This is a genomic window from Lutibacter sp. B1, from assembly GCF_012524075.1.
Classification (GTDB): domain Bacteria; phylum Bacteroidota; class Bacteroidia; order Flavobacteriales; family Flavobacteriaceae; genus Lutibacter.
In genome coordinates, this window is record NZ_JAAZUI010000121.1 from 1 (window position 1) to 994 (window position 994).

Annotated in this window: 2 protein-coding genes; both read left to right on the forward strand. The window is 28.8% G+C overall.

Features of this window, described 5'->3' with window-relative positions; all coding sequences use genetic code 11:
• The first annotated feature begins 194 nt into the window (after positions 1–194).
• Positions 195–440 carry an AbrB/MazE/SpoVT family DNA-binding domain-containing protein gene (locus HGB55_RS15200; protein WP_168817932.1) on the forward strand — a complete coding sequence of 82 codons (246 nt, stop codon included), beginning with the start codon at positions 195–197 and terminating at the stop codon, positions 438–440.
• On the forward strand, positions 431–754 hold the full coding sequence (locus HGB55_RS15205) for a type II toxin-antitoxin system PemK/MazF family toxin (protein WP_168817934.1): 324 nt from the start codon (positions 431–433) through the stop codon (positions 752–754). The genes HGB55_RS15200 and HGB55_RS15205 overlap by 10 nt, the downstream gene beginning before the upstream one ends.
• Positions 755–994: the final 240 nt, after the last annotated feature.

Consider the following 994-nt stretch of genomic DNA (forward strand, 5'->3'; position numbering starts at 1 on the left):
CAATGGCTATATTGCATTGTGGCGGATTTTCTTTTTCAGAAAATCCTCGTATATTTACTAACACAATTGCTATGGCGGAAAAATCTTACCGATTTTTCCACAACGACAACATAGCCTAAACCGTTGGCATTAATACGGAATTAATTTTGATAATTAAAATAAATGTAATAACTTTGTAATAACAAAATGAGATTATGGAAACATCTATTATCAAAATCGGAAATTCAAAAGGGCTTCGCTTAAGTAAGACTATTTTGGAAAAATACAACATAAAAGAAAAAGTTGAATTGATTCTTGAAAAAGGTCAAATTATTCTTAGACCAATTGAAAAACCAAGACAAGATTGGGAAAATGAGTTTAAAAAAATGAAAGTAAATAATGATGATTGTTTGTTAATGAATGATGTATTTGATGATGAAAATTTCGACGAATGGAACTAAAACAATATTTTATTGTACTTGTTAACCTTGATCCAACTGTTGGAAGTGAAATAAAAAAGACAAGACCTTGTGTGATTATATCACCAAATGAAATGAATAAATACTTGAATACGATTGTTGTCGCTCCAATGACAACAAATATGAAAAAATATCCTACTCGAGTTCCTGTAGAACACAATGGAAAAAAAGGAATGATTACTATTGACCAAATTAGGAGTATTGATAAAAAAAGAATTGTTAGAGTTTTTGATAAACTGACAAAATCTGAAATAAAAAAATGTAAAGAGATTATAAAAGAAACTTTTGTGGATTAAAAGTACTAAATGCCAACAATGGCTATATTGCATTGTGGCGGATTTTCTTTTTCAGAAAATCCTCGTATATTTACTAACATAATCGCTATGGCGGAAAAATCTTGTCGATTTTCCCACAACGACAACATAGCCTAAACCGTTACCTGTAATTGCTAAAAATGAAAAAGAAAATACCAATTGGACTTAGAAAAATAATTGATGAAGTATATAGAGAAAATGAAAACTTATTCAAACTAGAAT